This is a genomic window from Kitasatospora sp. NPDC048296 (genome assembly GCF_043201815.1).
GTDB lineage: Bacteria > Actinomycetota > Actinomycetes > Streptomycetales > Streptomycetaceae > Kitasatospora.
Genome location: NZ_JBICZB010000003.1, coordinates 14,311 through 36,146 on the forward strand (window position 1 = coordinate 14,311; position 21,836 = coordinate 36,146).

A 21,836-nucleotide genomic window follows, 5' to 3' on the forward strand; every position below is an offset into this window, starting at 1 on the left:
GGGCCGCAAGTGCGCGTCTCGCGGCCGGGCGCCGTAACCCACGATTCCGGGAGAATCCGCTAGGCATGCCCACGCGCAACGACATCCGTAACGTAGCCATCGTCGCCCACGTCGACCACGGCAAGACCACGCTGGTCGACGCCATGCTGAAGCAGGCCGGCGCCTTCGCCGCCCACCAGCAGCTCGACGACCGGATGATGGACTCGAACGACCTGGAGCGCGAGAAGGGCATCACCATTCTCGCGAAGAACACCGCGGTCAAGTACCACCCCAAGGACGGTGGCGCGCCGATCACCATCAACATCATCGACACCCCGGGCCACGCCGACTTCGGTGGCGAGGTCGAGCGCGGTCTGTCGATGGTGGACGCGGTCGTGCTGCTGGTCGACGCCTCCGAGGGCCCGCTGCCGCAGACCCGCTTCGTGCTGCGCAAGGCGCTCGCCCAGCGCCTGCCCGTCATCCTGTGCATCAACAAGACCGACCGTCCGGACTCCCGGATCGACGAGGTCATCAACGAGACCTACGACCTGTTCCTGGACCTGGACGCGGACGAGGAGCAGATCGAGTTCCCGATCGTCTACGCCTGCGCCCGTGACGGCGTCGCCTCGCTGACCAAGCCGGAGAACGGCACCGTTCCCGCGGACAGCACCAACCTGGAGCCGTTCTTCTCCACCCTGCTGGAGCACGTCCCGGCCCCCAGCTACGACGAGGACGCCCCGCTCCAGGCCCACGTCACCAACCTGGACGCCGACAACTTCCTCGGCCGTATCGCGCTGCTGCGCGTCGAGCAGGGCGAGCTGCGCAAGGGCCAGACCGTGGCCTGGATCAAGCGCGACGGCTCGATCCAGAACGTCCGCATCTCCGAGCTGCTGATGACCGAGGCGCTCACCCGCAAGCCGGCCGAGGTGGCGGGCCCCGGTGACATCTGCGCCGTCGCCGGCATCGGCGACATCATGATCGGCGAGACCCTGGCCGACCCGGAGAACCCGATCGCCCTGCCGCTGATCACGGTGGACGAGCCGGCCATCTCGATGACCATCGGCACCAACACCTCGCCGCTGGTCGGCCGCGGCGGCTCCGGCAAGGGCGCCGACGCCAAGGCCGGCGTCAAGGTGGACCGCAAGGTCACCGCCCGCCAGGTGAAGGACCGCCTGGACCGCGAGCTGATCGGTAACGTCTCGCTGCGCGTCCTGGACACCGAGCGCCCGGACGCCTGGGAGGTGCAGGGCCGCGGTGAGCTGGCGCTGGCCATCCTGATCGAGACCATGCGCCGCGAGGGCTTCGAGCTGACCGTCGGCAAGCCGCAGGTGGTCACCAAGGAGGTCAACGGCAAGACCCACGAGCCGGTCGAGCGCCTCACCGTGGACGTCCCCGAGGAGCACATGGGTGCCGTCACCCAGCTCATGGGCATCCGCAAGGGCCGGATGGACAACATGTCCAACCACGGCTCGGGCTGGGTCCGGATGGAGTTCGTCGTGCCGTCCCGGGGCCTGATCGGCTTCCGCACCGAGTTCCTCACCAACACCCGCGGCACCGGCATCGCCCACTCGATCCACGAGGGCCACGAGCCGTGGTTCGGCCAGCTGACCACCCGCAACAACGGCTCGCTGGTCGCCGACCGCGCCGGTGTGGTCACCGCCTTCGCGATGACCAACCTCCAGGAGCGCGGCGTGCTCTTCTGCGAGCCGGGCACCGAGGTGTACGAGGGCATGATCGTCGGTGAGAACTCGCGCGCCGACGACATGGACGTGAACATCACCAAGGAGAAGAAGCTCACCAACATGCGTTCCTCGAACGCTGACGTGGCCGAGTCGATCGTCCCGCCGCGCAAGCTCTCGCTGGAGCAGTCGCTGGAGTTCTGCCGCGAGGACGAGTGCATCGAGGTGACCCCGGAGACGGTTCGCATCCGTAAGGTCGTCCTGGACCAGAAGGACCGCGGGCGTACCGCCTCGCGCGCCAAGAAGGCGTGATCCGGACGCTCTGAACAGCCATTGGCCGGATTGTTTCGCCCCCCTTTCCGATTGGAGAGGGGGGCGAACTTTTTCAACTACTCCAAGTTGTCGGGGCCGGTATTAACGGAATAACGCTCATCACACCCGAGTGTCCGCTGAGCGGACGCGACGGTTCGTCATGCATGACGACTGTCCGTTTGATACCTGTCTGGCTATGTCTCAAATGTCCGGTTTTCGAAACTTGCCGACTGTTCATGTGACCTAATTGAGATCGTCGCTGGTCACTTTCGTGTCCGTGCGTGACGGATAGTGGAGCCAGTCAGGCTCGGGTCAAGGGTGAACGCGCAGGGGTGCGCGCCGAAACCACGAGCGCGGACGGCATTGCGGACCCGGTGACAACCGTTCCGTGGTGCCCTCCCCGTCGCAACGTCGAATTCAGGAGGCACACCGATGCGTGGTGTGAGCCAGGCCAAGTGGATTGTCGCAGCGGTTGCTGTCGCGCTCGCCGCGACTGCTTGTAGCAGCAGCGGCAGCAGCGACACCTCCGGTGGGAGCTCGGACAGCGCCGCGGTCAACCCCGCGGGCGTCTTCAGCTACCAGAGCGCCGAGCCCCAGCGCCCGCTGCAGCCGGCCAACGCCATGGAGAACCAGGGCGGCCGTATCGTCAAGCAGCTCTTCACGGGCCTCGTCGACTACGACCCCGCGACCGGTGCCCTGCGCAACCAGGTGGCCGACAAGATCGAGACCACCGACGCCAAGAACTACACCGTCACCCTGAAGTCCGGCTGGACCTTCCACGACGGCACCCCGGTCACCGCCAAGTCCTTCGTGGACTCCTGGAACTGGTCGGCCAACCCGGCGAACAACCAGATCAACTCGGACTGGTTCTCCGACATCGCGGGCTACGACGCCGTCCACCCGGACAAGGGCGACCCGACCGCCAAGGAGATGTCCGGCCTGAAGGTCGTCGACGACACCCACTTCACCATCGAACTGACGGGCCCCGTCTCGTACTTCACGTACAAGCTGGGTTACTCGGCCTTCTTCCCGCTGCCCACCGGGTTCTTCACCGACCCCAAGGGCTACGGCGAGAAGCCGGTCGGCAACGGCCCCTACAAGTTCGTCTCGTGGGAGCACAACAAGGCCATCACCCTGGCCGCCTACGACAAGTACGCGGGCAGCAACAAGGCGAAGAACGGCGGGATCGTCTTCCGCAACTACACCTCGCCCGAGGCCGCGTACAAGGACCTGATGTCCGACACGCTGGACGTTCTGGACCAGGTCGACTCGACCGACCTGCCGAAGTACAAGGACGACCTGGGCAAGCGCGCGGTCGACCAGCCGCAGGGTGCGATCCAGAACATCTCGTTCGCGCTGTACAACGCGGACTGGAGCGACCCGGCCAAGGCCAAGGTCCGCCAGGGCCTGTCGATGGCGATCGACCGCGACACCATCACCAAGACCGTGCTGAACAACAGCCGCCAGCCCGCCGACTCGTTCGTGGCGCCGGGCGTCATGGGCTACAAGGCCGGCACCTGCGGCGACGCCTGCAAGTACGACCCGGCCAAGGCCAAGCAGCTGATCGCGGACGGCGGCGGCGTCCCGGGCAACAAGATCACCATCCTCTACAACTCCGACGGTGGTCACAAGGAGTGGGTGGACGCGGTCTGCAACTCGATCCGCCAGGCCACCGGCGTCGAGTGCCTCGGCGACCCGAAGCCGGACTTCAAGACCTCTCGTGACATCATCACGAAGAAGCAGGTCCCGAGCATGATGCGGACCGGCTGGGTGCAGGACTACCCGCTGAACGCCAACTTCCTGCGGGACGTCTACGGCACCGGTGCCGCCGCGAACGACGGCGGCTACTCCAGCAAGGAGTTCGACGACCTGGCCCACCAGGCCGACGCGGCCACCTCGGTCGAGAAGACCGCGGACCTCTACCAGCAGGCCGAGGCCGTTCTGGCCAAGGACATGCCGCAGATCCCGCTCTGGTACTACAAGACCAACTCGGGCTACTCCAACAACGTTCAGAACGTGAAGTTCAACTCCTTCGGCGACCCGGTCTACACCGACGTCGAGGTCAAGAAGAAGTAATCGGTCGGCACCGCCTGACCCGGTGACAACGGCCGGTGCCCGTCCCATCCCCACAAGGGCGAGGACTGGCACCGGCCGTTGGCACGCCGACTTATCTCTGGCCGGGTTGACGGGCCCGGCAGAGTCATACATGGAGGCACGATGGGGCGCTTTGTCGCGAGGCGACTGCTCCAGATGATCCCGGTGTTCATCGGAACAACCGCACTCATCTTTTTCATGGTGCACGCGCTACCGGGTGACCCGGTGGCAGCGATGTGGGGCGACAAGGCGCCGGACCCGGTGCAGCTAGCCGCCCTGAGGCACCAGATGGGCTTCGACAAGCCGCTGATCGGTCAGTACTCCGATTACATGGGCAAGCTGCTCACCGGCGACTTCGGCAAGTCCCCCCTGGACGGACGTCTGGTGATCGACAAGATCACCGAGGCGCTGCCGGTCACCATCCGGCTCGCGCTGTTCGCGTTCGCCATCGAGATCGTGCTGGGCGTCACCATCGGGCTGTTCTCCGGTCTGCGCCGCGGCAAGGCGTTCGACAAGGGCACGCTGATCCTGACCCTGCTGCTGATCTCGATCCCGGTCCCGGTGCTGGGCTTCATCTTCCAGACGGTCTTCGCGACCAACCTGAAGTGGGTCACCCCGACGGTCCAGGACTCGAACGACATGACCCAGCTGGTGCTGCCGGCCCTCGTCCTCGGCTCCCTGTCGCTGGCGTACGTCGCGCGCCTCACCCGTACCTCCATAGCCGAGAACATCAAGGCCGACTACGTCCGCACCGCGGTGGCCAAGGGCCTGCCGCGCCGGAAGGTCATCGGCACCCACCTGCTGCGCAACTCGATGATCCCGGTGGTCACCTTCCTCGGCACCGACCTCGGCGCCCTCATGGGCGGCGCGATCGTCACCGAGGGCATCTTCAACGTCAAGGGCGTCGGCAACGCGCTCTACCACGCGATCAACCTGAAGGACAGTGCGACGGTCTCCGGATTCGTCGCCTTCCTGGTGATCGTGTACCTGGCCGCCGGCCTGATCGTCGACCTGCTTTACGCGGTCCTGGACCCGAGGATCCGTTATGCCTGACCTGACCGAGAAGAAGACGGCCGAGGAGATCCCGGCCCAGGCCGCCGTCGCGGTGGCCGCCAAGCCGGAGAAGGCCCGCAGCCTCGGCTCCGACGCCTGGCACGACCTGCGTCGCAAGCCGATCTTCGTGATCTCCGCGCTGCTGATCCTGCTGCTGATCGTCATCGCGATCGCCCCCGGCCTGTTCACCTCGGTGGACCCGCGGGCCGGCGACCTGCGCCTGCACTACCTGACGAAGCCGAACTACACCCACTTCTTCGAGGCGGACTGGTTCGGTTACGACCTCCAGGGCCGCAGCATCTACGCCCGCGTCGTCTACGGCGCCCGTGCCTCGGTCGTGGTCGGCATCTGCGTGACCCTCGGCGTGACCATCCTCGGTGGCATCACCGGCATGATCGCCGGCTACTTCGGCGGCTGGGTCGACACGCTCATCTCCCGCATCACCGACATCTTCTTCGGCATCCCGCTGCTGCTCGGTTCGCTGGTGGTCCTGAACGCCTTCACCTCGCGCACGGTCTGGAGCGTCGTCTTCGCGCTGGTCGCCCTGGGCTGGACCCAGATGACCCGTGTCATGCGCGGTTCGGTGATCACGATCAAGCAGGCCGACTTCGTGACCGCCGCCAAGGCGCTCGGCGCCGGCACCAGCCGGATCCTGTTCAAGCACATCCTGCCGAACGCGATCGCCCCGGTGATCGTGGTCGCCACCATCGCGCTCGGCGGTTACATCGCCACCGAGGCGACGCTGAGCTTCCTCGGCATCGGTCTGCAGGACCCGACCATCTCCTGGGGTATCGACATCAACTCGGCCCAGAAGGTGATCCGGACGGCGCCGTTCGCGCTGTTCTTCCCCGCCGGGATGCTGAGCATCACCGTGCTGGCCTTCATCATGCTCGGCGACGCGGTGCGCGACGCCCTCGACCCGAAGCTCCGCTGAGAGAAGAGGTGACGACCCGATGACCACCGTGATCGAGAACAACCAGAAGAGCGACCGTCTCGAAGTCGGAACCCCGCTCCTGGAGGTCAAGGACCTCCACGTGGAGTTCCACACCCGGGACGGCATCGCCAAGGCCGTGAACGGCGTCAACTACTCCGTCGCGGCCGGCGAGACCCTCGCCGTGCTCGGCGAGTCCGGCTCCGGCAAGTCCGTGACGGCGCAGACCATCATGGGCATCCTGGACATGCCTCCGGGCAAGGTGACCCAGGGCGAGATCCTGTACCGCGGTCAGGACATGCTCAAGATGAGCGACGAGGAGCGGCGCAAGATCCGCGGCCGGAAGATCGCGATGATCTTCCAGGACGCGCTGTCCGCCCTCAACCCCGTGCTCAGCGTCGGCTACCAGCTCGGCGAGATGTTCCGGGTGCACCAGGGCGCCTCCAAGGCCGAGGCGAAGGCCAAGGCCATCGAGCTGATGGACCGGGTGCGCATCCCCGCTGCCAAGCAGCGCGTGGGCGACTACCCGCACCAGTTCTCCGGCGGCATGCGCCAGCGCATCATGATCGCCATGGCGCTGTCGCTGCAGCCCGACCTGATCATCGCCGACGAGCCCACCACCGCCCTGGACGTCACCGTCCAGGCCCAGGTGATGGACCTGCTCGCGGAGCTGCAGGCCGAGTACAACATGGGTCTGATCCTGATCACCCACGACCTCGGCGTGGTCGCCGACGTCGCGGACAAGATCGCCGTGATGTACGCGGGCCGGATCGTCGAGACCGCCCCGGTGCACGAGCTGTACGCGAACCCCGCGCACCCGTACACCAAGGGCCTGCTCCGCTCGATCCCGCGCCTGGACCAGAAGGGCCAGGACCTGTACGCGATCAAGGGCCTGCCCCCGAACCTGCTGAAGGTCCCGGCCGGTTGCGCGTTCAACCCCCGCTGCGATGTCGCCACCGACCTGTGCCGCACGGAGATCCCGGCGCTGCATCACGTGACCGGCAAGGACGGCGAGGAGCTCACCGGCCGCCGCAGCGCGTGCCACCTTTGGAAGGAGACCCTCCATGGCTGAGAACATCCTGGAGGTCAAGGACCTGGTCAAGCACTACCCGCTGAGCCAGGGCATCCTGTTCAAGAAGCAGGTCGGCGCGGTCAAGGCCGTCGACGGCATCAGCTTCGACCTGAAGAAGGGTGAGACGCTCGGCATCGTCGGCGAGTCCGGCTGTGGCAAGTCCACGCTGGCCAAGGTGCTGATGAACCTGGAGCGGGCCACCTCCGGCCAGGTGCTGTTCAAGGGCGAGGACATCTCCAAGCTGAGCGGCTCGGCCCTCAAGGCCGTCCGCCGGAACATCCAGATGGTGTTCCAGGACCCGTACACCTCGCTGAACCCGCGTATGACGGTCGGCGACATCATCGGGGAGCCCTTCGAGATCCACCCCGAGGTCGCGCCCAAGGGCGACCGCCGCAAGGCCGTCCAGGACCTGCTGGACGTCGTGGGTCTGAACCCGGAGTACATCAACCGGTACCCGCACCAGTTCTCCGGCGGTCAGCGCCAGCGCATCGGCATCGCCCGCGGTCTCGCGCTCAAGCCCGAGATCATCATCTGTGACGAGCCGGTCTCCGCCCTGGACGTGTCCGTCCAGGCGCAGGTGATCAACCTGCTGGAGCAGCTGCAGGGCGAGTTCGGCCTGTCGTACATGTTCATCGCGCACGACCTCTCCATCGTCCGGCACATCTCCGACCGCGTCGGCGTGATGTACCTGGGCAAGATGGTCGAGATCGGCACCGACGAGCAGATCTACGAGAACGCCACCCACCCGTACACCCAGGCGCTGCTGTCCGCGGTGCCGGTGCCGGACCCGACGGCGCGCGAGTCGCGGGACCGGATCATCCTCACCGGTGACATCCCCTCGCCGGCCAACCCGCCGTCCGGCTGCCGCTTCCGCACCCGCTGCTGGAAGGCGGAGGACCGCTGCGCGGAGGAGATCCCGCTGCTGGCGATCCCGACCACGCTGGAGGGCCCGGCCGCGCACGAGTCGGCCTGCCACTTCGCCGAGGTCCGGGAGTCGGCCGCGGCCTGACCTCCCCCCGGTGTCCCAGGAAGGGCCCGCGGCTTCGGCCGCGGGCCCTTCCGGCATTCGGTCGATCCGGCACTGCGCCGGCCCGGCACCGCGTCAACCCCGCAGGGGGTTACGGCACTCGTCCGGGTGCACCCGGCTCGCGCCGTCGCCGGGGCACGCTTCTCATGGGGTGTGATGCGACACACACCCGATGAGGAGGGACCTCCATGCCCGTAGCCGCCCGTGCTCGCCTGGTCCTCGCCGCTGCGACGTCCGTGGTCCTGGTGGCCACCGGGTGCGGCGGCGGAGGAGGCGGTGGCACCAGCTCGTCGAACGCCACCAAGACGTTCAGCTACCAGAGCAGTGAGCCGCAGAACCCGCTGCAGCCCGCCAACGCGAACGAGGTCGGCGGCGGTCGCATCATCCAGAACCTCTTCAAGGGGCTGGTGGACTACGACCCCAGCACCGCGAAGATCCGGCTGCAGGCCGCGGACAAGATCGATACCAGCGACTCGCAGACCTTCAACGTCACCCTGAAGGACGGCTGGAAGTTCCACGACGGCACCCCGGTGCACGCCAAGAACTTCGTGGACGCCTGGAACTGGGCGGCCAACCCGGCCAACGCCCAGATCAACAGCTCGTGGTTCGACGACATCGAGGGTTACCAGGACGTCCACCCGACCAGCGGGAAGCCCACCGCGGACAAGATGTCCGGACTGACCGTCACCGACGACCTGCACTTCACCGTCAAGCTGCACCACAAGGTCTCGTACTTCGAGTACAAGCTCGGCTACATCGCCTTCTCGCCGCTGCCGGACGGCTTCTTCAAGGACCCGAACGGGTACGGGCAGAAGCCGGTGGGCAACGGCCCTTACCAGTTCGTCAGCTGGTCCCACAACACCGAGGTGGTCACCAAGACCTTCCCGGACTACCAGGGCGTGGACAAGCCGAAGAACGGCGGCATCGTCTTCAAGATGTACACCACGTCCGAGGCCGCCTACGCGGACCTGCAGTCCAGCAACCTGGACGTGATGGACCAGGTGCCGCCGTCCGCGCTGGCGACGTACAAGAGCGACCTCGGCGACCGGGCCATCGACGCCCCGCAGGGCGCGATCCAGAACATCGGCTTCACGCTCTACCAGGCCGACTGGTCCTCCCCGGACAAGGCCAAGGTGCGCCAGGGCCTGTCGATGGCGATCGACCGCGACACCATCACCAAGACCGTGCTGCAGGGTTCCCGCAAGCCGGCCAGCGCCTGGGTGGCCGAGGGCGTCGAGGGCTACAAGGAGGGCGCCTGCGGTGACTTCTGCAAGTTCGACCCGGCCAAGGCCAAGCAGCTGATCCAGCAGGGCGGCGGCGTCCCCGGCAACAAGCTGCTGATCACCTACAACGCGGACGGCGGCCACAAGGAGTGGGTGGACGCGGTCTGCAACTCGATCCGGCAGAACACCGGCGTCGACTGCCTGGGCGACCCGAAGCCGGACTTCAAGACCGCGCGCGCGGCGATCACCGCGCACCAGCTCGACGGCGCCTTCCGGACCGGCTGGGTGCAGGACTACCCGCTGAACGCCAACTTCCTGGCCGACGTGTACCGCACCGGCGCCGCCTCCAACGACTTCGGGTACAGCAACCCGCAGTTCGACGACGCGGCCACCAAGGCCGACGCGGCCCCCAGTGTCGCCGACACCGTGACCGGTTACCAGCAGGCCGAGGCCGTGCTGCCGAGCGGCATGCCGGCCATCCCGCTCTGGTACTACCGCACCAACTCGGGCTACTCGAGCAAGGTGCAGAACGTGAAGTTCGACTCCTTCGGCAACCCGGCCTGGACCCAGGTCGAGGTCAAGGGCTGATCTCCTGCGGCCCGCCCGGCGGCGGGCCCGCACCCCCGGGCCGGCCCCGCCCTCCCCGCACGGAGGGCGGGGCGCGGTCTCTCGGCCGACCGGCCCGGCCGGCCGGAACATAGGGCGTGTCTTGCGGGTCCTTGCCGGGTCCGCGGCCTGATCCGACAAAACCCACAAGACACGCCCTGGAAGGAGGCTCGGATGGGCAGTTACGTGCTGCGGCGGGTGCTGCAGATGATTCCGGTGTTCTTCGGCACCACGCTGCTGATCTTCGTGATGGTCTACACGCTGCCGGGTGACCCAGTGGTCGCGCTGTTCGGCGAGAAGGCCGCCGACCCGGCCGTGGTGGCCAGCATCAAGCACAAGTACTACCTGGACCAGCCGGTCTGGAAGCAGTACCTGCACTACATGGGGAACCTCTTCCAGGGCGACTTCGGCACCAGCTTCACCGGCCGCCCGGTCTCCGACATCATGGCCAACGCCTTCCCGGTCACCATCCGGCTGGCGCTGCTGGCCTTCGTCTTCGAGATGATCCTGGGCCTCGCCCTCGGCCTGGTCTCCGGGCTGAAGCGCGGCAGCATCCAGGACACCCTGGTGCTCGTGCTGACCCTGGTGGTGATCTCGATCCCGGTCTTCGTGCTGGCGTACATCGCGCAGACGGTCTTCGCCACCAACCTCGGCTGGGTCACCCCGACCGTGCAGAACAGCTACGACCTCTCCCAACTCGTTCTGCCTGCCGTGGTGTTGGGTTCACTGTCGCTCGCCTACGTGGCCCGGCTCACCCGGACCTCGATCGGCGAGAACCTGCGGGCCGACTACATGCGCACGGCCGTCGCCAAGGGCCTTCCCCGGCGCACCATCGTCCTGCGCCACCTGCTGCGCAACTCGCTGATCCCGGTGGTCACGTTCCTCGGCACCGACCTCGGCGCGCTGATGGGCGGCGCGATCGTCACCGAGGGCATCTTCAACGTGCAGGGCATCGGCAACGTCCTGTACCGGGCGATCAACACGAAGGAAGGCCCCACCGTGGTCGGCATCGTGACCGTCCTGGTGATCGTCTACCTGGTCGCCAGCCTGCTCGTCGACCTGCTCTACGCGGTCCTGGACCCGAGGATCCGCTATGCCTGACATCCACGACGAGGACTCGTACGAGCCGCACCCCAAGCCCGGCGTCGCGCGCCTCGACTACGCCGGGGAGCAGGGCATGGCGGTCGAGCAGGGGACCCTGGTCGAACGGGACGTGGAGAAGCGGGAGGACGCCCGCAGCCTCTGGGGCGACGCCTGGCGGGACCTGCGCCGGCGGCCGATCTTCCTGATCTCGGCGGTGCTGATCCTGCTGCTCGTCATCATGGCGATCTTCCCCTGGGCCTTCACCGACGCCGACCCGCGCAAGGCCGACCTGGTGCACGACTACCTGCGGCGGCCGGACTGGGGCGACATCTTCGGGACCGGCTGGTTCGGCTACGACGCGCAGGGCCGATCCATCTACGCCCGGGTCATCTACGGCGCCCGCGCCTCGATCACCGTCGGCATCTTCGTGACCGCCACGGTCACCGTGCTCGGCGGGCTGACCGGCATGGTCGCCGGGTACTTCGGCGGCGGCGTGGACGCGGTGATCTCCCGGATCACCGACATCTTCTTCGGCATCCCGCTGCTGCTCGGTTCGCTGGTGCTGCTGAACGCCTTCTCCACCCGCACGGTGTGGAGCGTGGTCATCGCGCTGGGCGTGCTCGGCTGGACCCAGATCGCCCGTGTCATGCGCGGCGCGGTGCTGACCGTCAAGCAGGCCGACTACGTGGTGGCCGGCCGGGCGCTCGGTGCCGGGACCGGACGGCTGATGTTCCGGCACATCCTGCCGAACGCGATCGCCCCGGTGATCGTGGTCGCCACCATCGCGCTCGGCGGCTACATCGCCACCGAGGCGACGCTGAGCTTCCTCGGCATCGGTCTGCAGGACCCGACCATCTCCTGGGGCATCGACATCTCCTCCGCCCAGAAGGTGATCCGCACGGCGCCGTACGTGCTGTTCTTCCCGGCCGCGGCGCTGTCCGTCACCGTGCTGGCCTTCATCATGCTGGGCGACGCGGTGCGCGACGCCCTCGACCCGAAGCTTCGCTGAGCGAGGGGAGCGCATCGTGACCACAGCTGTGCACAGCACCGAACACGAGCGGGAGACACCGTACGAGGGGCCGCTGCTCGACGTCCGGGACCTGCACGTCGAGTTCGTCACCCGGGACGGCGTGGCCAGGGCCGTCAACGGGGTCAACTACAGCGTCCGGGCCGGGGAGACGCTGGCGGTACTGGGCGAGTCCGGCTCCGGCAAGTCGGTGACCGCACAGGCGATCATGGGCATCCTGGACATGCCGCCGGCCCGGATCCCGCGCGGCGAGATCCGCTTCCGCGGCCGGGACATGCTGAAGATGGGCAAGGACGAGCGGCGGAGGATCCGCGGCCGGAAGATCGCGATGATCTTCCAGGACGCGCTGTCCGCCCTCAACCCGGTGCTCAGCGTGGGCTTCCAGCTGGGCGAGATGTTCCGGGCCCACCAGGGGGCCTCGCGGGCGGAGGCCAGGGCGAAGGCCGTCGAGCTGATGGAGCGGGTGCGCATCCCGGCGGCCAAGCAGCGGGTGAACGACTACCCGCACCAGTTCTCCGGCGGCATGCGCCAGCGCATCATGATCGCCATGGCGCTGGCCCTGGAGCCGGACCTGATCATCGCGGACGAGCCGACCACAGCGCTGGACGTGACCGTCCAGGCCCAGGTGATGGACCTGCTGGCCGAACTCCAGGCCGAGTTCCACATGGGTCTGATCCTGATCACCCACGACCTGGGCGTGGTCGCCGACGTCGCGGACAAGATCGCGGTGATGTACGCGGGCCGGATCGTCGAGACCGCGCCGGTGCACGAGCTGTACGCGCGCCCGGCCCACCCGTACACCCGGGGCCTGCTGGACTCCATCCCGCGGCTGGACCAGAAGGGCCAGGAGCTCTACGCGATCAAGGGCCTGCCGCCCAACCTGCTGCGGATCCCCAGGGGCTGTGCCTTCAACCCGCGCTGCCCCCGGGCGCAGGACATCTGCCGGGCCGAGGTGCCGGAGCTGTTCCCGGTCGCCGAGGAGGACGGCACGCCGCTGGAGGGGCGCGGCAGCGCCTGCTTCTTCTGGAAGGAGACCCTCCATGACCGTTGACGGAGCCGGCGCCGGCAGGGCCGCTGCCAACGGGTCCAGCGCGCTGGGCGGGGTGGTGCCGGAGGAGGTCGCGTTCAACCAGGACATCCCGCGCGGCGAGCCGATCCTCGAAGTCCGGGACCTGGTCAAGCACTTCCCGCTCACCAAGGGCGTGCTGTTCAGGCGGCAGGTCGGCGCGGTCAAGGCCGTCGACGGGGTCAGCTTCGATCTGATGCAGGGTGAGACGCTCGGCATCGTCGGCGAGTCCGGCTGCGGGAAGTCCACGCTGGCCAAGGTGCTGATGAACCTGGAGCCGGCCACCGGCGGCTCGGTCCGGTACAAGGGGGAGGAGATCTCCCGGCTGTCCGGGTCCGCGCTGAAGGCCGTCCGGCGCAACATCCAGATGGTGTTCCAGGACCCGTACACCTCGCTGAACCCGCGCATGACGGTCGGCGACATCATCGGGGAGCCCTTCGAGATCCACCCCGAGGTGGCGCCCAAGGGCGACCGCCGCAAGGCCGTCCAGGACCTGCTGGACGTGGTCGGGCTCAACCCGGAGTACATCAACCGGTACCCGCACCAGTTCTCCGGCGGTCAGCGCCAACGCATCGGCATCGCCCGGGGATTGGCACTCAAGCCGGAGATCATCATCTGCGACGAGCCGGTCTCGGCGCTGGACGTGTCGGTGCAGGCGCAGGTGATCAACCTGCTGGAGCAGCTGCAGGGCGAGTTCAACCTGTCGTACATGTTCATCGCGCACGACCTCTCCATCGTCCGGCACATCTCCGACCGGGTCGGCGTGATGTACCTGGGGAAGATGGTCGAGATCGGCACCGACGCGGAGATCTACGACCACGCGACCCACCCGTACACCCAGGCGCTGCTGTCGGCCGTACCGGTGCCGGACCCGACGGCGCGCGAGTCGCGGGACCGGATCGTGCTCACCGGGGACGTGCCCTCGCCGGCCAATCCGCCGTCCGGCTGCCGCTTCCGGACCCGCTGCTGGAAGGCGCAGGAGCGCTGCGCGGAGGAGATCCCGCTGCTCGCCTCGCCGAGCTGGCTGCAGGGCGCGGCCTTCCACGACTCGGCTTGTCACTTCGCGGCGGAGCGCGAGATCGAGCAGGGCGCGGCGGAGCGCGAGATCGAGCAGAGTGCGGCGGAGCGCGAGATCGAGCAGGGCGCGCCGGAACGCGAGAACGGGCCGAGCGGAGACTGACCGCGCCGTCCCCAGGGCGCGTCCTCGGCACGGGGGCGCGCCCCGTGCCGTGCCGTGATGGAACCGAGATCTGCCGCGCCCTCCCCAAGTGCGCGTCGGTCATTGATAGTTGCTAGACGCCTATCGGTGGTCGCTGCTGCGCTGAGGAGGGCTGCTCACATGGACGCGGTGGAGGTGATCGGCGGCGGCCGGTCGAGCCTGGAGCCCGGGACCCCGTTGCTGGAGGTCGAGGACCTGCACATCGAGTTCCACGCCCAGGACGGCGTCGCCAGGGCCGTCAACGGGGTGAGTTACTCGGTGTCGGCGGGGGAGACGCTGGCTGTGCTGGGGGAGTCCGGCTCCGGCAAGTCGGTGACCGCGCAGGCGGTCATGGGCATCCTGGACATGCCGCCGGGGAAGATCACCTCGGGGCGGATCCTGTTCCGGGGCGAGGATCTGCTGACCATGAACTCCAAGGCCCGGCGGGCCGTCCGGGGCCAGCGGATCGCGATGATCTTCCAGGACGCGCTGTCCGCCCTCAACCCGGTGCTCAGCGTGGGCTACCAGCTGGGCGAGATGTTCCGGGTGCACCAGGGGCTCTCCCGCAAGGAGGCCCGGGAGAGGGCCGTCGAGCTGATGGAGCGGGTGCGCATACCCGCCGCCCGGCAGCGGGTCGGTGACTTCCCGCACCAGTTCTCGGGCGGCATGCGCCAGCGCATCATGATCGCCATGGCGCTCTCCCTGGAGCCCGACCTGATCATCGCGGACGAGCCGACCACCGCGCTGGACGTCACGGTGCAGGCCCAGGTGATGGAGCTGCTGGCCGAACTCCAGGCCGAGTTCAACATGGGCCTGATCCTGATCACCCACGACCTGGGCGTGGTCGCCGACGTCGCGGACAAGATCGCCGTGATGTACGCGGGCCGGATCGTCGAGACCGCCCCGGTGCACGAGCTGTACGCGCGCCCGGCCCACCCGTACACCCGGGGCCTGCTGGACTCCATCCCGCGGCTGGACCAGAAGGGCCAGGATCTGCACGCCATCAAGGGCCTGCCGCCCAGCCTGCTGCGGATCCCGCAGGGCTGCGCGTTCAACCCGCGCTGCGACCGGGTGCAGGACCGCTGCCTGGCCGAACTCCCGCCGCTGGTGCCGGTGGTGGACGAGGAGGGCGCCGAGCTGCCGGGCCGGCGCAGCGCCTGCCACTACTGGCGGGAGACGCTGCACGGCTGAGCCCCTTCGGGCCAACCGGGCTCCGGGCGGCCCTACTTGGTGAATCCGACGTTCTCCCAGACGATGTCGGACAGCCCCTGCGCCCCGATGTTGGCGAGGTCGGCGCGGGCGCCGTACAGCTGCGGCCGCTGGTAGAGCGGCAGTACGCCGGCCACCTTCCAGAGCTCGCCGTCGGCCTGGTTGATCGCCTCGGAGGCGGTGCCGGCGTCGGTCGCGGCGGCGGCCCGGTCGAGCGCGGCGTCCGCGGCCGCGCTGCCGGCGCCGACGTGGTTGGCACCGCCGTTCTGCGCGAAGCCGGCCCGGCTGCCGCTGGCCGGGAACGGGGTGCCGATCAGGGCGTAGGCGGCCAGGTCGAAGTCGTTGCGGTTGACGTACTTGTCGAAGAACTCGTTGGCGGCGGCGGTCACCGTGGTGACCTTGATCCCGACGTCCTTGAGCATCTTGGTGACGCCGACGGCCTCGTTCTGGGCCACCGCGACCCCGGCCGGGACGATCATCCGCAGGTTCAGCTCGCGGCCGTCCTTCTTCCGGACGTCGCCGTCGAGCTTCCAGCCGGCCGCGTCCAGCTTGCGGGCGGCGTCGGCGGGGTCGAAGCGGGACAGGCCGAGGGAGTTGTCGCGGTAGCCGTTCTGGTTGGCGACCAGCAGGTGGTTGTTGAGCGGGACGCCGGGCCAGTCCAGGCCGTTGAGGTCGGAGCGGATCAGGGCGTCCCGGTTGATCGCCTGGAACACGGCCTGGCGGACGGACGGGTCGCCGAGCGCCGGGGTGCGGGCGTTCAGGGTGATCTGCCGGAAGTCCGGCCCGCCGGCCCGGCGCACGGCGGCGCCCTTGGTGTTCTTGATGACCTGGTAGCCAGCCAGGTCCGGGCCGTTGTTGAAGAGGTCGATCCCGCCCTTGGCGAAGGCGGCGCCCATCGCGTCGGGCAGCATGGCGTGGAAGACGATCTTGTCCAGCATCGGCTTGTCGCCCCACCAGGTGGGGTCGGCGACCAGGGTGACGGTCTGCGCGGCCGGGTCCAGGCGGTCGACCTTGAACGGGCCGGCGGTGAGCGGGATCGCGTCCAGGTAGGCCGAGTTGAACAGCTCCGGGGTGGAGACCTTGGCGGCCGGCAGCAGCGGGGCGTTGGCGGCGCCGTTGAACATCGACTGCCACTCGGAGAACGGCTGGTCGAAGGTCATCACGGCCTGGAAGTCGTCCTTGCCGCGCTCGACCGAGGAGACCAGCTCGAAGCCGGTGCTGCTGGAGGGCCGGTAGGCCGGGTTCCGGCCGTTCAGGGCGCGCCAGTTGGCCTCGATGTCGCGCCAGGTGATCGGGGTGCCGTCGGACCAGTGGGCCTTGGGGTTGAGCGTCCAGGTGACCACCTGCCGGCCGTCCTTGAAGTCGGCGTGCGCCTCCTGCAGGTAGGCCGGGTTGACGGTCTGGGTGCCGGCCGCGTCCGAGCGGAAGAAGGTCGGCAGCAGCGGCTTGGTGACGGCGATGGTCGAGGACTCGCTGCCGTCGGCGTGGATCGGCGACCACTGGTGGGAGAACTGGGTGATCGCCAGGTTCAGGGTGCCGCCCTGGCGCAGCTCGGAGCGGTCGTGCTGGTTGATGTCGATCGAGGTGAGCTTGGGGACCCCGGCGGCGCTCGGCATCGCGTCCGCGCCCGCGTCGCCTTGCCCGGAGGAGCAGGAGCAGAGCGCGAGCGAGAGAGTCAGGACGGTGAGGCCGGCGAGCAGTGCCGTCCGGTGGTGCTGGAGGCGGTTGCTCATCGGCGTGGCTCCCGGGGTCGTTGTGACGGAAGGTGTGGCGTCACATCTTGCTGACCGGGAGGGGGAGTTGTCGAGGGGCGGGACCGTCTGCCGGTACTGCGGCAGCGGGCCCGCCCCTCGTTCGTGTCCGGTCCGTCAGGCGACGGTGAACTTGAAGGTGCGGTCCTTGTCGCCGGTCTTGTCGAACAGCGAGGTGACGGCGTCCGCGACGTCCTGCGGGGTGATCGTGCCGGTCTGGCCGTTCTTCTTGACCTTCACCTTGTCGAACACGCCGTTCAGCTGCGAGCTCAGCGCGTCGAGGTCCCACTTGGGCGCGATCTTGCCGGAGGCGTCCGGGACCAGCGTGAGCGCCTTGGCGGCGGTCTTGGCGCCGAATTCCCAGGACTTGGCACCGGCCACAATGTGGATCTTGCCGTTGGCGACCTGCTTGCCGAGACCGTCGGCCGCGGCCTGCAGGGCCTGGGTGGAGACCTTGGGCTGGGCGGCCGTGACGGCCAGCGCGATCGGCTGGTCCGGCTTGCCGGCGGCGCGGTCGCGGTAGGCCTGCTCGACCACGTCCAGGGCGGCGTTGGAGTCCACCGCCTGGCCGGCCTTGCCGGGCACCACGACCGGGTCGCCGTTGTCGCCGAACTTGACGTAGCCCTCCTGCAGGCCCTGGCCCGAGCCGGCCGCCAGCGAGTCCAGCGCCGCCTTGAGCTTGGCCCGGTCGACCCGGACCTCCGGCGCGACCGCCTTGGTGCCGCCCTTGAGCGACTTGATGACGTCGACCGGGTTGTAGCTGTGCGCGGCGAGGCCGTCCACGGTGGCCGTGGTGTCGAAGCTCAGCCCGGCGACGGTCGGGTCGAGGTCGACGCTCTGGTCACCGATCTTCAGCTTGAGCGGCTGCTGCCCGGCCTTGCCGACCGACTCGTCCAGGGCGTGGATCGCCTGGTCACGGCTGTTGCCGCCGATGTCGGTGCCGAGCACCACGGTGCCCTTGGGGACGTCCGACTCGTTGAGCATCAGGCCGGTGCCGTACGCGGCGGCGCCGAGGAAGAGCACGCCGCCGACGGCGTAGACGCCGAGCTTGACCAGCTTCTTGGCGCCGCCTCCCTTGCCCTTGCCCTTGCCCTTGGCGGGGGCGGCCGGCTCGGCCTTGGCCGGAGCCGGGGCGGGGTTCGGTGCGGGGGCGGGCTGCGCGGCGGGACCGGGCGGAACCGGGCCGTCGGGACCGCCCGGCGCGGGTCGGGCCGCCTCCGGGCCCGGGCCGGTGGCCGGGGTCGGCAGCGGGGTGAACTCGGTGGCCTCCGGGTCGCGGCCGGCCTGCGGGGAGCCGCCGGGGGCGGGCTGCGGCGCGCCCGGGAACAGCCCGCCGGGGGCCGCCGGGGGGCCGAAGGGGTCCTGGCCGGGGGCGGCCGGACGCTGGGTGGCGAACGGGTCGGCGCCGGTCGGGGCCGAGGCGAACAGGCCCGGCTGCGGACGGCCGTCGGCGCCGCGCGGGGCGCCGTTCTGGGGCAGGCCGGGTATGGCGGCCGGCGGCGGGGTGTTCTCGCGGATCGGCGCGAAGCCGTCCACGGAGGTGTCCTCCGGGCCGGGCGCGGCGGGGGCCGGGCCCTGCGGACGGCCGTTCAGACCCGGCGCGCCCTGCGGGCCGTTCTGCTGCCGCCGCTTCGGCCGTCCACCGTTCGGCTGGGCCCCGTTCGGCTGCTGGGCCTGCTGCTGGGGGCGGCCGCCGCGCGGGCCGCGCGGACCGGCCTCGGAGCCGGTCGGGCCGAACGGGTCGGCGACCGGGGCGAACGGGTCGGTGACGGGGGCGAAGGGCTCGGCGGCCTCGTACACCCCGGGCTCCTCGGCCGGCGCATCGGCGCCGAACGGCGCGGGGGCCTGGTTCGGCGACTTGCCCGGGGCGGGCACCGGGCGGCCGTTCGGGCGGGCCGCAGCGGCCGACGGGGCCGGGCGGGCGCCGTTCGGGGTGCCCTGCGGACGGGCCTCGGCGGCGGTGCCGGCTCCGGCCGGGGCCTCCGGCGCGCTCGGGGCACCGGCCGGCACGGCGGCCGGGGTGGGCTCGGTGGCCGGGGCCTTCTTCTGCCGCGGCCGGAACCACGCGCCGGTGGACTCGGACTCGGAGGTCGCCGGCGGGATCGGCGGGATCTGCCACTCCGGCGGCAGGTGCGGCGGGGTGGCCCCGCGGCCACCGCCCTCCATCACGCCGAGGACGGGCGAGGCGGGCGCGGAGCGGTGCCGCGGGCCGCCCGGCTCGGCGGCGGCCGGGGCCGGGGCCGGCTCGCCCGGGCCGTCCTCGTTCTTGACGGTGCTGCGGACGACGACCGGCGGGATCGGGCGCGAGCCCGGGATGTTGATCCGCACCCGGGTGGTCAGGGTGGTCTCGGTCTTCGGGCCGTCGTCCTCGCCGCCCGACGCGGCGCCCTGGTCGGCACCGGCCGCGGCCCGGTCGCCGCCGGGGAATCCCGGTGTGCCGTAGGGCGGCGTGCCCGACGGGTAGGCGTCCGGACCCGTGCGCCGGGGCGTCGGGTTGGCGTTGTCAGATTCGCGGCTGCTCAATGCTGCTCTGCTCCGGGTTCGCGGGCGGGCCGTGCGGCGCGACCGCGGTTCGTGGTCGCCGGGCCCTGGGCCTGTCTCTGCGACCGACGGTCGGGTTCGACGTACTGCGGGACCACCATACTGGGAAGAACTGAGGGGTGAACGGCTTCGGACAGATCCTGATACGTCCGGTTCCTCCGGTATGAGAGTACGGCCGTGTGGTCCTGACTGCGCGTCGTGCGCGGTGCCGTACGCCGCGCGCGGGCGGGATCAGCGCGGGGGGTTGGGCACCCCCGGGAACCAGCTGCCACGGGTGGGCAGGGTGGCGCAGATCACGCCCAGGACCGATCCGGCGAACAGCCAGGCCAGCGAGGTGGCGTTGGACCACAGCACGTTGTCGCCCTCCGGCCGGGGCACCATCATCAGCAGCATCGCCAGGAACCAGCCGGCCGCGGGCATCGCGGCGCCGAGCCGGGTGCCGGTGATCCGCAGACCGGCGTAGAAGGTCGCGACGCTCGCGGCGAGCGCCAGCAGAACCCCCACCGGCGGCCACAGGGCCTGCACAAAGGATCCGCAGACCGATACCGCGATGCCCAGGAGGAAGAACAGGACATACACCGCGATCCGGACGGCGCGCGGGGGTTGAGGCTCGGCCAGCCGCTCCTTCTGGGTGCCGAGGACGGTCGCCGCGAACGAGCGGCGCGGCGGCGTGGCGGGCGCGGTCATCGGACGCTCCCCTCAGTGGCGGTCTCGGTCTCGGTGTCGTGGTCCAGGCCCGCGAACAGGTCGCGCTCGGGCCGCTCCGGCCCGGCCTGGCCGCGCACCAGCTGGTAGTACTCGGTGGCGAACAGCGGCTGGCCGAGGTCGTTGGAGAGCGCGAAGAAGGCGCCGTCCACGGTGATCTGGGTGGCGTGCGCGGCCATCGCGGCGGCCTTGCGCCCCGCGTACCCGGCGCCGTCCAGCGCGGTGGTGACGGCCTCGTCGGCCACCACCCCTGGCACGTCGGCGGGCTGGGCGACGCCCGGGAACGGCGCCTTGACGGCGGTTTCGGCGAGCCCGGCCTCGATCACCGAGCGGGGCATCCGGTTCCAGTACACCTTGGCGATCCGCCAGGCACTGCCCAGCTCAGGGCGGTGCGCCGGGTCGGCGGCCAGCTCGTACGCGCGCATCGCGACCCGGTGCGCCTGGATGTGGTCCGGGTGCCCGTAGCCGCCGTTCTCGTCGTAGGTGACCAGCACCTGCGGCCGCACCTCGCGGATCACCGCGACCAGGTGGCCGGCCGCCTCGTCCACGTCGGCCCGCCAGAAGCAGCCGGGGACGTCGTTGTCGGGCACGCCCATCATCCCGGAGTCGCGGTAGCGCCCCGGGCCGCCGAGGAAGCGGAAGTCGGTGACGCCGAGGGCGCGCATCGCCTCGGTCAGCTCGCCGATCCGGTACGCGCCGAGGGTGTCGTCCCGATCGGCCGTCAGATGGGCCAACTCGGGCGGGATCACCTCGCCGCCCTCGCCGAGGGTGCAGGTCACCAGCGTCACCCGGGCGCCCTCGGCGGCGTACCGGGCCATGGTGGCGCCGTTGCCGATCGACTCGTCGTCGGGGTGGGCGTGCACCAGGAGGAGGCTGCGGCCGGTAGTCGCGGTCATGGGAGGAAGCCTAGGGCCTGCCGCCAAACTCGCGTCGTTCGCCCGGAGGGCGGGCGGGGCGGCGGCAGGCCCTTGCCGACCGCGGCCGCGGGTCAGAGCTTCAGGCCGTTGAGCATCCCGGCGAGGTTGCTGGTGACCTGGCTGATCGACGGGGCGATCGAGCTGGAGGCCAGGTAGAAGCCGAGCAGCGCGCAGACGACGGCATGCGTCGGCTTCAGGTCGGAGCGGCGGACCAGCACCACCACGATCGTCAGCGTCAGCGCGACTGCGGAGATGTTCATGGCCATGTCGGCTCATCCCCCTTCTCGGGTGCCGACCCCTGGGGAGGGTGGCGGTGGGACCGTACGGGAATCGGGGCCGGGTGACCGGGGGCCGGGACGGACC

At 69.7% G+C, this 21,836-nt stretch carries 17 protein-coding genes; 12 read left to right on the forward strand and 5 right to left on the reverse strand.

Annotated features, from left to right (window positions below):
- The first annotated feature begins 65 nt into the window (after nt 1–65).
- The 12 genes from typA to ACGF12_RS03135 all read left to right on the forward strand — a co-directional run bounded on the left by typA (nt 66) and on the right by ACGF12_RS03135 (nt 15,541).
- A complete protein-coding gene (gene typA, locus ACGF12_RS03080; RefSeq protein WP_393024690.1) occupies nt 66–1,970 on the forward strand; it encodes a translational GTPase TypA in 1,905 nt (634 codons plus the stop codon).
- A 432-nt stretch (nt 1,971–2,402) separates the two neighbouring features.
- Nucleotides 2,403–4,046 carry an ABC transporter substrate-binding protein gene (locus ACGF12_RS03085; RefSeq protein WP_393024693.1) on the forward strand — a complete coding sequence of 548 codons (1,644 nt, stop codon included), beginning with the start codon at nt 2,403–2,405 and terminating at the stop codon, nt 4,044–4,046.
- A 141-nt stretch (nt 4,047–4,187) separates the two neighbouring features.
- Nucleotides 4,188–5,117, forward strand: coding sequence for an ABC transporter permease (locus ACGF12_RS03090; RefSeq protein ID WP_393024696.1), 930 nt, complete (start codon nt 4,188–4,190; stop codon nt 5,115–5,117).
- On the forward strand, nt 5,110–6,051 hold the full coding sequence (locus ACGF12_RS03095; protein WP_393024699.1) for an ABC transporter permease: 942 nt from the start codon (nt 5,110–5,112) through the stop codon (nt 6,049–6,051). Before ACGF12_RS03090 ends, ACGF12_RS03095 begins: the two co-directional genes overlap by 8 nt.
- Nucleotides 6,052–6,070: 19 nt before the next feature.
- Nucleotides 6,071–7,120 carry an ABC transporter ATP-binding protein gene (locus ACGF12_RS03100; protein WP_393024702.1) on the forward strand — a complete coding sequence of 350 codons (1,050 nt, stop codon included), beginning with the start codon at nt 6,071–6,073 and terminating at the stop codon, nt 7,118–7,120.
- A complete protein-coding gene (locus tag ACGF12_RS03105) occupies nt 7,113–8,129 on the forward strand; it encodes an ABC transporter ATP-binding protein (RefSeq protein ID WP_393024705.1) in 1,017 nt (338 codons plus the stop codon). The genes ACGF12_RS03100 and ACGF12_RS03105 overlap by 8 nt, the downstream gene beginning before the upstream one ends.
- A 206-nt stretch (nt 8,130–8,335) precedes the next feature.
- A complete protein-coding gene (locus ACGF12_RS03110; RefSeq protein WP_393024708.1) occupies nt 8,336–9,958 on the forward strand; it encodes an ABC transporter substrate-binding protein in 1,623 nt (540 codons plus the stop codon).
- A 192-nt stretch (nt 9,959–10,150) separates the two neighbouring features.
- Nucleotides 10,151–11,077 carry an ABC transporter permease gene (locus tag ACGF12_RS03115; RefSeq protein ID WP_393024711.1) on the forward strand — a complete coding sequence of 309 codons (927 nt, stop codon included), beginning with the start codon at nt 10,151–10,153 and terminating at the stop codon, nt 11,075–11,077.
- Nucleotides 11,078–11,153: 76 nt separating this feature from the next.
- A complete protein-coding gene (locus tag ACGF12_RS03120) occupies nt 11,154–12,068 on the forward strand; it encodes an ABC transporter permease (RefSeq protein ID WP_393025181.1) in 915 nt (304 codons plus the stop codon).
- Between the two features lie 16 nt (nt 12,069–12,084).
- Nucleotides 12,085–13,137, forward strand: a complete 1,053-nt coding sequence (locus ACGF12_RS03125) for an ABC transporter ATP-binding protein (protein WP_393024714.1) — start codon at nt 12,085–12,087, stop codon at nt 13,135–13,137.
- Entirely contained in the window at nt 13,127–14,332 is a 1,206-nt protein-coding gene (locus ACGF12_RS03130) for an ABC transporter ATP-binding protein (RefSeq protein ID WP_393024717.1), read from the forward strand. The genes ACGF12_RS03125 and ACGF12_RS03130 overlap by 11 nt, the downstream gene beginning before the upstream one ends.
- A 159-nt stretch (nt 14,333–14,491) precedes the next feature.
- Entirely contained in the window at nt 14,492–15,541 is a 1,050-nt protein-coding gene (locus ACGF12_RS03135) for an ABC transporter ATP-binding protein (protein WP_393024720.1), read from the forward strand.
- A gap of 32 nt (nt 15,542–15,573) precedes the next feature.
- Here ACGF12_RS03135 and ACGF12_RS03140 read toward each other — a convergent pair whose 3' ends face one another.
- The 5 genes from ACGF12_RS03140 to ACGF12_RS03160 all read right to left on the reverse strand — a co-directional run bounded on the left by ACGF12_RS03140 (nt 15,574) and on the right by ACGF12_RS03160 (nt 21,739).
- Nucleotides 15,574–17,292, reverse strand: coding sequence for an ABC transporter family substrate-binding protein (locus ACGF12_RS03140; protein WP_393024723.1), 1,719 nt, complete (start codon nt 17,290–17,292; stop codon nt 15,574–15,576).
- Nucleotides 17,293–17,427: 135 nt separating this feature from the next.
- On the reverse strand, nt 17,428–19,833 hold the full coding sequence (locus tag ACGF12_RS03145) for a peptidoglycan binding domain-containing protein (RefSeq protein ID WP_393024726.1): 2,406 nt from the start codon (nt 19,831–19,833) through the stop codon (nt 17,428–17,430).
- Between the two features lie 249 nt (nt 19,834–20,082).
- Nucleotides 20,083–20,538, reverse strand: coding sequence for a DUF6113 family protein (locus tag ACGF12_RS03150; RefSeq protein WP_393024729.1), 456 nt, complete (start codon nt 20,536–20,538; stop codon nt 20,083–20,085).
- Entirely contained in the window at nt 20,535–21,452 is a 918-nt protein-coding gene (gene mshB, locus ACGF12_RS03155) for an N-acetyl-1-D-myo-inositol-2-amino-2-deoxy-alpha-D-glucopyranoside deacetylase (RefSeq protein WP_393024731.1), read from the reverse strand. Before mshB ends, ACGF12_RS03150 begins: the two co-directional genes overlap by 4 nt.
- Nucleotides 21,453–21,544: 92 nt before the next feature.
- Nucleotides 21,545–21,739 (reverse strand): DUF2304 domain-containing protein, encoded by a 195-nt coding sequence (locus ACGF12_RS03160; protein WP_393024734.1) that lies wholly within the window; start codon nt 21,737–21,739, stop codon nt 21,545–21,547.
- Between the last annotated feature and the right edge of the window lie 97 nt (nt 21,740–21,836).

Bases quoted from the DNA above. Each gene is read 5' to 3' on its own strand.
- typA (WP_393024690.1), top strand. From the start codon at position 66: ATGCCCACGCGCAACGACATCCGTAACGTAGCCATCGTCGCCCACGTC.
- ACGF12_RS03085 (WP_393024693.1), top strand. From the start codon at position 2,403: ATGCGTGGTGTGAGCCAGGCCAAGTGGATTGTCGCAGCGGTTGCTGTC.
- ACGF12_RS03090 (WP_393024696.1), top strand. From the start codon at position 4,188: ATGGGGCGCTTTGTCGCGAGGCGACTGCTCCAGATGATCCCGGTGTTC.
- ACGF12_RS03095 (WP_393024699.1), top strand. From the start codon at position 5,110: ATGCCTGACCTGACCGAGAAGAAGACGGCCGAGGAGATCCCGGCCCAG.
- ACGF12_RS03100 (WP_393024702.1), top strand. From the start codon at position 6,071: ATGACCACCGTGATCGAGAACAACCAGAAGAGCGACCGTCTCGAAGTC.
- ACGF12_RS03105 (WP_393024705.1), top strand. From the start codon at position 7,113: ATGGCTGAGAACATCCTGGAGGTCAAGGACCTGGTCAAGCACTACCCG.
- ACGF12_RS03110 (WP_393024708.1), top strand. From the start codon at position 8,336: ATGCCCGTAGCCGCCCGTGCTCGCCTGGTCCTCGCCGCTGCGACGTCC.
- ACGF12_RS03115 (WP_393024711.1), top strand. From the start codon at position 10,151: ATGGGCAGTTACGTGCTGCGGCGGGTGCTGCAGATGATTCCGGTGTTC.
- ACGF12_RS03120 (WP_393025181.1), top strand. From the start codon at position 11,154: ATGGCGGTCGAGCAGGGGACCCTGGTCGAACGGGACGTGGAGAAGCGG.
- ACGF12_RS03130 (WP_393024717.1), top strand. From the start codon at position 13,127: ATGACCGTTGACGGAGCCGGCGCCGGCAGGGCCGCTGCCAACGGGTCC.
- ACGF12_RS03135 (WP_393024720.1), top strand. From the start codon at position 14,492: ATGGACGCGGTGGAGGTGATCGGCGGCGGCCGGTCGAGCCTGGAGCCC.
- ACGF12_RS03140 (WP_393024723.1), bottom strand. From the start codon at position 17,292: ATGAGCAACCGCCTCCAGCACCACCGGACGGCACTGCTCGCCGGCCTC.
- ACGF12_RS03150 (WP_393024729.1), bottom strand. From the start codon at position 20,538: ATGACCGCGCCCGCCACGCCGCCGCGCCGCTCGTTCGCGGCGACCGTC.
- mshB (WP_393024731.1), bottom strand. From the start codon at position 21,452: ATGACCGCGACTACCGGCCGCAGCCTCCTCCTGGTGCACGCCCACCCC.
- ACGF12_RS03160 (WP_393024734.1), bottom strand. From the start codon at position 21,739: ATGGCCATGAACATCTCCGCAGTCGCGCTGACGCTGACGATCGTGGTG.